At 55.8% G+C, this 7237-nt stretch carries 6 protein-coding genes; 1 reads left to right on the top strand and 5 read right to left on the bottom strand.

Annotated features, from left to right (window positions below; all coding sequences use genetic code 11):
• Window positions 1-145: 145 nt before the first annotated feature.
• From AB5Y73_RS13875 to AB5Y73_RS13860, 4 genes are all read right to left on the bottom strand, one after another.
• Window positions 146-1126, bottom strand: coding sequence for an IS5-like element IS5 family transposase (locus AB5Y73_RS13875; protein WP_026141915.1), 981 nt, complete (start codon window positions 1124-1126; stop codon window positions 146-148).
• Window positions 1127-1211: 85 nt separating this feature from the next.
• Complete coding sequence (locus AB5Y73_RS13870; protein ID WP_235655507.1) at window positions 1212-2336, bottom strand: MFS transporter; 1125 nt, start codon at window positions 2334-2336, stop codon at window positions 1212-1214.
• 96 nt (window positions 2337-2432) lie between these two features.
• Window positions 2433-2882 (bottom strand): cyclophilin-like fold protein, encoded by a 450-nt coding sequence (locus AB5Y73_RS13865; RefSeq protein ID WP_235655508.1) that lies wholly within the window; start codon window positions 2880-2882, stop codon window positions 2433-2435.
• An 82-nt stretch (window positions 2883-2964) separates the two neighbouring features.
• Window positions 2965-4101 (bottom strand): alpha/beta hydrolase, encoded by a 1137-nt coding sequence (locus AB5Y73_RS13860; RefSeq protein WP_181497282.1) that lies wholly within the window; start codon window positions 4099-4101, stop codon window positions 2965-2967.
• Between the two features lie 209 nt (window positions 4102-4310).
• Here AB5Y73_RS13860 and AB5Y73_RS13855 point away from each other — a divergent pair, with 209 nt between their 5' ends.
• Window positions 4311-5195, top strand: a complete 885-nt coding sequence (locus tag AB5Y73_RS13855) for a LysR family transcriptional regulator (protein WP_107683126.1) — start codon at window positions 4311-4313, stop codon at window positions 5193-5195.
• A gap of 215 nt (window positions 5196-5410) precedes the next feature.
• Here the strand turns inward: AB5Y73_RS13855 and AB5Y73_RS13850 are convergent, their stop codons facing one another.
• Window positions 5411-7237 (bottom strand): ATP-binding protein, encoded by a 1827-nt coding sequence (locus AB5Y73_RS13850; RefSeq protein ID WP_107682871.1) that lies wholly within the window; start codon window positions 7235-7237, stop codon window positions 5411-5413.

The raw sequence follows: 7237 nt of genomic DNA, 5'->3' as shown, positions 1-7237 counted from the left end.
GGAAGGTGCGAATAAGCGGGGAAATTCTTCTCGGCTGACTCAGTCATTTCATTTTTTCAGTTTGAGCCGATCTTTTCTCCCGTAAATGCCTTGAATCAGCCTATTTAGACCGTTTCTTCGCCATTTAAGGCGTTATTCCCAGTTTTTAGTGAGATCTCTCCCACTGACGTATCATTTGGTCCGCCCGAAACAGGTTGGCCAGCGTGAATAACATCGCCAGTTGGTTATCGTTTTTCAGCAACCCCTTGTATCTGGCTTTCACGAAGCCGAACTGTCGCTTGATGATGCGAAACGGGTGCTCCACCTTGGCCCGGATGCTGGCTTTCATGTATTCGATGTTGATGGCCGTTTTGTTCTTGCGTGGATGCTGTTTCAAGGTTCTTACCTTGCCGGGGCGCTCGGCGATCAGCCAGTCCACATCCACCTCGGCCAGCTCCTCGCGCTGTGGCGCCCCTTGGTAGCCGGCATCGGCTGAGACAAATTGCTCCTCTCCATGCAGCAGATTACCCAGCTGATTGAGGTCATGCTCGTTGGCCGCGGTGGTGACTAGGCTGTGGGTCAGGCCACTCTTGGCGTCGACACCAATGTGGGCCTTCATGCCAAAGTGCCACTGATTGCCTTTCTTGGTCTGATGCATCTGCGGATCGCGTTGCTGCTCTTTGTTCTTGGTCGAGCTGGGAGCCTCAATGATGGTGGCATCGACCAAGGTGCCTTGAGTCATCATGACGCCTGCTTCGGCCAGCCAGCGATTGATGGTCTTGAACAATTGGCGGGCCAGTTGATGCTGCTCCAGCAGGTGGCGGAAATTCATGATGGTGGTGCGGTCCGGCAAGGCGCTATCCAGGGATAACCGGGCAAACAGACGCATGGAGGCGATTTCGTACAGAGCATCTTCCATCGCGCCATCGCTCAGGTTGTACCAATGCTGCATGCAGTGAATGCGTAGCATGGTTTCCAGCGGATAAGGTCGCCGGCCATTACCAGCCTTGGGGTAAAACGGCTCGATGACTTCCACCATGTTTTGCCATGGCAGAATCTGCTCCATGCGGGACAAGAAAATCTCTTTTCTGGTCTGACGGCGCTTACTGCTGAATTCACTGTCGGCGAAGGTAAGTTGATGACTCATGATGAACCCTGTTCCATGGCTCCAGATGACATGCATGATCTCATATCAGGGACTTGTTCGCACCTTCCCTAACGGATGGGTCAACTTACTGGTCAAGCGTGACGGGCCTTAGTCGGCTGCCATTGCCGACCACCATGGAGGCGGCGGTCAGTAACAGGGCACTGCACATAAAGGTGGCCCTGATAGAGAGGGAATCCAGTAACCACCCCCCCACGGCAGCCCCCAACGTGATCGCCAGCTGAATAGCTGCCACCATCAGGCCTCCACCGCTCTCGGGTGAATCTGAGATGCCCTGGGTGATCCAGGCTGACCAGGCGACCGGAATGGCGGAGTTAAGGGCGCCCCAGAGGATCAGCATCAGGGCCACACTCCAGAAGTGATGCTCCACCGCCAGCAGCGCCAGGGTGATAACGCCTAGCACCAGTGGCAACCAGCGCAGCATCCGGTAAAGATGACGGCGCAGCAGCATGCTTACCGCTGTGGTGCCGACAAAACCGGCCAGCCCCAAAGCCAGCAGCAGCGCCGAGAGTTGTGGCAGGTCGACCTGGGTGCGTGTCTCCAGGAAGGGGCGAAAATAGGTAAAGGCACTGAAGGCGCCGGCAAAGGTCAGCGTCACGCCCATGATGGCAATGGCGACGTTGGGTCTGCGCATAAGGCGAAATGCGCTGTGCGGGCGTGCTTGGGAGTGCATGGAAGGCAGGCAAAGTACCATCCACAGCAGGTTGATCACTACCAACGGTACCAGCAGCCAGAACACGCCTCGCCAGCCGATCAGTCCACCCAAGTAACTGCCAATGGGGGCCGCAAAGGCGGTCGCGACCGCATTGCCGGTATACAGGATGCCCAACGCTTTGGGGACGGATTGGCTGGAGACCAACCGCATGATGGTGGCGGTTGCCAGCGCCCAAAAACCGCCGATAACGATCCCGAGCAGAGCGCGTGCCACCATCAGCACGGTAAAGTTGGGGCTTAAGGCGATCACGATTAAAGAGGTCAGCATCACGACGGCTAGCCCCATGAGCACATGACGTCGGTCCAGCCTGTGAGATAGAGGTGCGATCAGCAAACTGGTCGGGACGGCAAACAGGCCGGAGATGGCAATAGCAAGACCGGCCATGCCATTGCTGGCACCTAGATCGGTGGCGATCGGCGTCAGCAGGCTGACCGGCATAAACTCGGCGGCAATGAGCAGTGCCACACACAGGGACATGACGGCAACCGCAGACCAGTGTTCGTTGACGACAGCGGGTGTATGTGATGATAACGATGTTACGTTCATGGAATGACCTGAAAGTGAAATATGGGCTTATTCGATTGCTTCGATCGTGATGCTGGCGGCCGAGGTTGTGCTCAGGTGGGAGAGACCCGATTCAATGCGCCCTAACTTAATCAGTCCGGTCGAATAGCCAAAGTCCCGATAGAAGATCGCCAGATTGCCCCACGGGGTGTAATAGGTGAGATCCCCCACGTTCGGGTCAATGCCTTTTGGGGCGCCCTGTGTGGTCAATTTGCGGGGCAGATAAGCAATCTTCTCGGTGTCGGCGTAATCCTCGAGGGGCAGTGTCAGGGGGAGCATGGCAAAAAAGTCCCGGGCGCTGTGACTATCTTCCAGGGTGGCCGTGATGATCTGGCTGGCTATCGTCATCTTGATGTTCATACTATCTGCCTTGTTCTGAGCCTTAGCACTTGTAGCGGTTGCTGTGCTGGTCACCCCCAGCAACAGAGCCATCGCGCCAACAAACACTCCTCTGATCATTGAGCTTCTCCCTATGTGACGTGAATGGTGGCGTCGAAACCAGTGAGAAAATGCGGCGAAGAGGCCGCCGCATTTTCGACGCTTACTTCAGGTTGGTGTTGAAGAACTGCTCGAACTTGGCGAACGGGATCTTACCAGCCTGGTTGTCATACAGGTCGACATGATTGACGCCAGGCACAACGACCAGCTCTTTCTGCTTGCTGCCAATGGCCTTGAAGGCATCTTCGGCAAAGTAACGAGAGTGAGCCTGCTCACCGGTCACGATCAGAGTGGGAATGGATATTTCGCTTGCATAACTCAGCAGCGGCATATTCATGAATGACAGCGGCATGGTAGTGGTCCAGGCCCCGTTGGAGTTGACAGAACGGGCATGGAAACCACGCGGTACACGGTAGTAATCGAAGAACTCCTTGAGTACCGGGTGCGGGTTTTCCGGCAGAACCTCTGGCAGGGTGCGGGCGGCAGCGGTGACATTTCCCTTGTCATCGACATAGAGGTCGTGATTGCTATGGGCATAGGTGCCACTTTCCGCATCTTCCCAGCGTTGTTCATTCAGGTATGCCAGCACGGCGTGGCGATCGGCGGTGGAAAATCGATCCTTGCCATCGCCCACCCCATGCCCCATGGCCCGGCTCATGTCATACATCACGCTGGTTGCCACCGCCTTGATGCGGGTGTCGCCAGCGGCGGCATTGAGGGCCATGCCACCCCAGCCGCAAATCCCCAGTAGACCGATACGGTTGCGGTCGACCTCTTTTTGCAGGCCGAGAAAATCGACGGCGGCGCTGAAATCTTCGGTGTTAATGTCTGGCGAGGCCACATCACGCGGCTGGCCGCCACTCTCACCGGTGTAAGAGGGGTCAAACGCCAGCGTGACAAAACCACGCTCAGCCAGGGTCTGGGCATAGAGGCCGCTCGACTGCTCTTTTACGGCACCAAATGGGCCGCTCAGAGCAATGGCCGCCAGCTTGGCGTCTCCCCGGTTTTTCGGCAGATAGAGGTCAGCCACGAGAGTGATGCCGTAACGGTTCTTGAAGGTGACCTTGCGATGATCGACCTTGTCGCTTTGGGCGAAGGTCTTGTCCCATTGGGTGACCATGGAGACAGGTTCAGTGGGATTGGTTGTTTGGGCATGACTCAATGTAGAGACTCCGGTTAATGCGGCGCCCAGCAGCAGGGTAGACGCGATAGCTGTCAGTTTCTTGGGGAGAACATTCATGGCAAAGTTCCTCGAAATCGGATTTCTGATGCGTGGTCCTGGTGGTGGAGGGCTGGTTTTGTGAACCACGACACACAGTCTAGTTAGAACTAATAGTGATGATTAGAGGCGGTTTTTTGATAACATTAATGCTTATTTGTTCTAAATTAAGACGTCTGACGCGCACCTGACTCAGGTCGTGGCGGACAGGAACATAGGGGGTGAACAAAATGACAGGCCGCGAGAATTACAACGATCTCCACGTCTTTATGCTGGTCGCTCGGGAAGGGAGTTTTACCAAGGCCGCAGCTAGGTTGGGGCTTGCCCAGTCCGGGGTCAGCCGAACGATTCGGGATCTCGAGGCCCGGCTCGGGGTGCAGCTTCTGATGCGCACCACCCGCAGCCTCTCCTTAACCCAAGCGGGTGAGCAGTTGTACCGCACGGCGCAGGGCTGTTTTCAGTCCCTTGATGCGGGTCTGGCCACGCTCGCCCACTATCGTGATACCCCTTCAGGCACGGTACGGATCAACGCCAGCCAACATGCCATCGACAAGGTGCTGCTTCCCAAGCTGACTATCTTCAGGCAGCGTTATCCCGATATTCGGCTGGAACTCATCAGTGAAAGCCGCTTCGTGAACATCATCGATGAGCGCTTTGATGCTGGCGTGCGGCTGGGTGACGAGGTGGATGAGGGGATGGTGGCCGTGCGCATTACGCCCGATCTGGAGATGGTGATGGTAGCCACACCAGATCATTTTCTTCAATACGGATTTCCCCAGGCGCCTGCCGATCTGGCGAGACATCCCTGTATCGCTTACCAATTTGCCGATGGCAGCCTCTATCAATGGGAACTGTGGCAAGAGGGGAAGGCGATTAAGCATCGACCACAGGGGCAGTGGGTCTTCTCTGACAGTTATATGGAGGCGGCTGCTGCCAAAATGGGGCTGGGACTGGCCTATGTGCCAGAGGAATTGGTGAGCGATGAACTTGAGCGCGGCATCTTAATCCAGGTATTGAAACCCTATAGCCACCGTTTGGCTGGTCTGTACCTCTATTATCCCCACCGGAATGTTTCACCCGCATTAAGAGTGGTTATTGATGCATTAAAAACATAAATATAGTCATTCACTCTGGTCTGGACGTTGTAGGGAGGGGATTACTAGATCTGTACAGATCAAAAAATCCCTGCATACCCGAGACAAGCCTACGGCCCGTGCTGCTGTTGCGAAGCGGCTTGCCTGCGTGGGTTCCAGACCCAAGCCCATTCAGTTGCCTGCAGAGGTCAATGTTGCCCCACATGAGCAATCAGTAGCTCGGAATCAGGGGGGGGTTATTGCTTGGTGACACGCAGGGTGGCGTTGTATTTGAGCCGCCCATGGGAAATATGTCTGTTTATCTCGCTCAGTAGCGTCTCTTTATTGATGGGCTTGGTGATATACCCGTTCATGCCATGGGAAAGATAGTATTGCTTGGATTCTGGCATCGCATCAGCCGTCAGGGCGATGATGGGGATATCTGCCCAAGGCATCTGGGAGGTGCGGATCCGGGTGGTGGCCACCAGGCCATCCATCACTGGCATCTGGACATCCATCAACACCAGATCAAATTCGGTGTGACCCAGTTTCTCCAGCGCCTCTTCTCCCTGAACGGCCAGTGTGACCTGATGGCCCACGGAGTCGAGCATGGCGCCGATCACCTTGCGGTTGGTGGCATTGTCATCAACCAGCAAGATGCGATAGCTCTCCTGATCCAGTGGCTTGGACGGCAGGCAAACAATCGAGGGGGTCGTGGCTCTGGCGGGCCAGATGTAGGTAAAAGTACTGCCATGTCCCTCGCTGCTCTCTACCGAGATATCGCCGCCCATCAGGCGTGCGAGGTTACGGGATATTTCAAGTCCCAGGCCCGATCCGCCATATTGGCGGGTGATCGAGACATCCGCCTGGGCGAAACGTTGAAACAGGTTCTTTAGCTGACTTTTGCTCATGCCGATCCCTGTGTCCTGGATCGAGATGCGTATCGAGTGGCGATCCTGCTCCAACAGGGTGCTATCAACGTGGATCTTTACTTCCCCCTGATGGGTGAACTTGATGGCATTGCTCACCAGATTGAAGAGGATCTGGCGCACCCTCAGCGGGTCGATCATCAACCACTCCGGCGTATCGGGGGCAACAGTCAGGGTCAGTTTGATCCCTTTTGCATCGCAGTTGCTCTGCATCAGGGCCCGGATATCCTCCAGCAGCTGGGGCAAGTGATGGGGGGCCAGTTGCAGCTCGATCTTGCCCTCTTCCAGCTTGGATACATCCAGAATGTCGTTGAGCAGACCGAGCAGATGGTTTGCCGATTCCCGCGCCGTTTCCAGATAGTCTCGCTCCCTCGGATCCATATCCCGGTCGGCCAGCAGTGAGAGCATGCCGAGAATGCCATTCATGGGGGTGCGAATTTCATGGCTCATGTTGGCCAAAAAGCTGCTTTTGGCTCTTGTGCCTGCCTCTGCCGCCTGATTTGCCCGCAGCAGTTTGTCATTGAGCTGCTGCATCAGTTTGTGTTGCAGAAACGAGATATTCATTTGCCGCCAGATCAGCAGGGCGAGCACAAAGAGCAGCGCAAATTGCAGGGTCGCGATGAGTGTCGTCGTGATGATCTGCTCCCTCACGCTGTCGCGACGCGCCACATCAAACAGGGTCGCCTGCTGGTTCACCTCCAGAGTCAGCTGATGGAGCAGGGGGAGCAGGGAGGTAAGCTGTTGGCGCAGCTCCTGATGGGCAAGATTGTCGAGCGGCTTGGTGGCTTCAGGGCCGAGCCAGATATCCGCCAGAGAGATGTAGGATCGAATGGCTTTGCTTGCCTGCTGGTAGATCTCTGTTTGCTGAAGCAGGCTGCGATCCTTGCTCTCCAGCACCAGATCCATGCGGCTGACCAGAATATCGTATCTGAGCTGGAAGGTCGGTTGCGACTCATGGAGCAGCGAGCTTTGAAAACGCAGCGCTTCGTTATAGAGCTGGAAATAGTTCCACATCACGTTGTCTTCGCCTTGGCTGGTACTGCGCTGCAGATCCTGAAATTGCCGGTACTGGATGGTACCAATACCGGCAAAGGCAAGGAGCAGCACACAAAGCACCACAAACAAGAAACGTTGACTGGCTGCCATGGAACGCAT

It is taken from the genome of Aeromonas sp. s7(2024) (assembly GCF_040907825.1).
Taxonomy (GTDB): Bacteria; Pseudomonadota; Gammaproteobacteria; order Enterobacterales; family Aeromonadaceae; genus Aeromonas; species Aeromonas veronii.
The sequence above is the reverse complement of the archived record's forward strand: the minus strand, read 5'-3'. Positions and strand labels throughout refer to the sequence as shown.

What these genes read in the sequence shown, in the direction of transcription:
- AB5Y73_RS13875 (WP_026141915.1), bottom strand. Translation starts at nt 1,126, where the DNA reads ATGAGTCATCAACTTACCTTCGCCGACAGTGAATTCAGCAGTAAGCGC.
- AB5Y73_RS13870 (WP_235655507.1), bottom strand. Translation starts at nt 2,336, where the DNA reads ATGTCCCTGTGTGTGGCACTGCTCATTGCCGCCGAGTTTATGCCGGTC.
- AB5Y73_RS13865 (WP_235655508.1), bottom strand. Translation starts at nt 2,882, where the DNA reads ATGATCAGAGGAGTGTTTGTTGGCGCGATGGCTCTGTTGCTGGGGGTG.
- AB5Y73_RS13860 (WP_181497282.1), bottom strand. Translation starts at nt 4,101, where the DNA reads ATGAATGTTCTCCCCAAGAAACTGACAGCTATCGCGTCTACCCTGCTG.
- AB5Y73_RS13855 (WP_107683126.1), top strand. Translation starts at nt 4,311, where the DNA reads ATGACAGGCCGCGAGAATTACAACGATCTCCACGTCTTTATGCTGGTC.
- AB5Y73_RS13850 (WP_107682871.1), bottom strand. Translation starts at nt 7,237, where the DNA reads ATGCGTTCCATGGCAGCCAGTCAACGTTTCTTGTTTGTGGTGCTTTGT.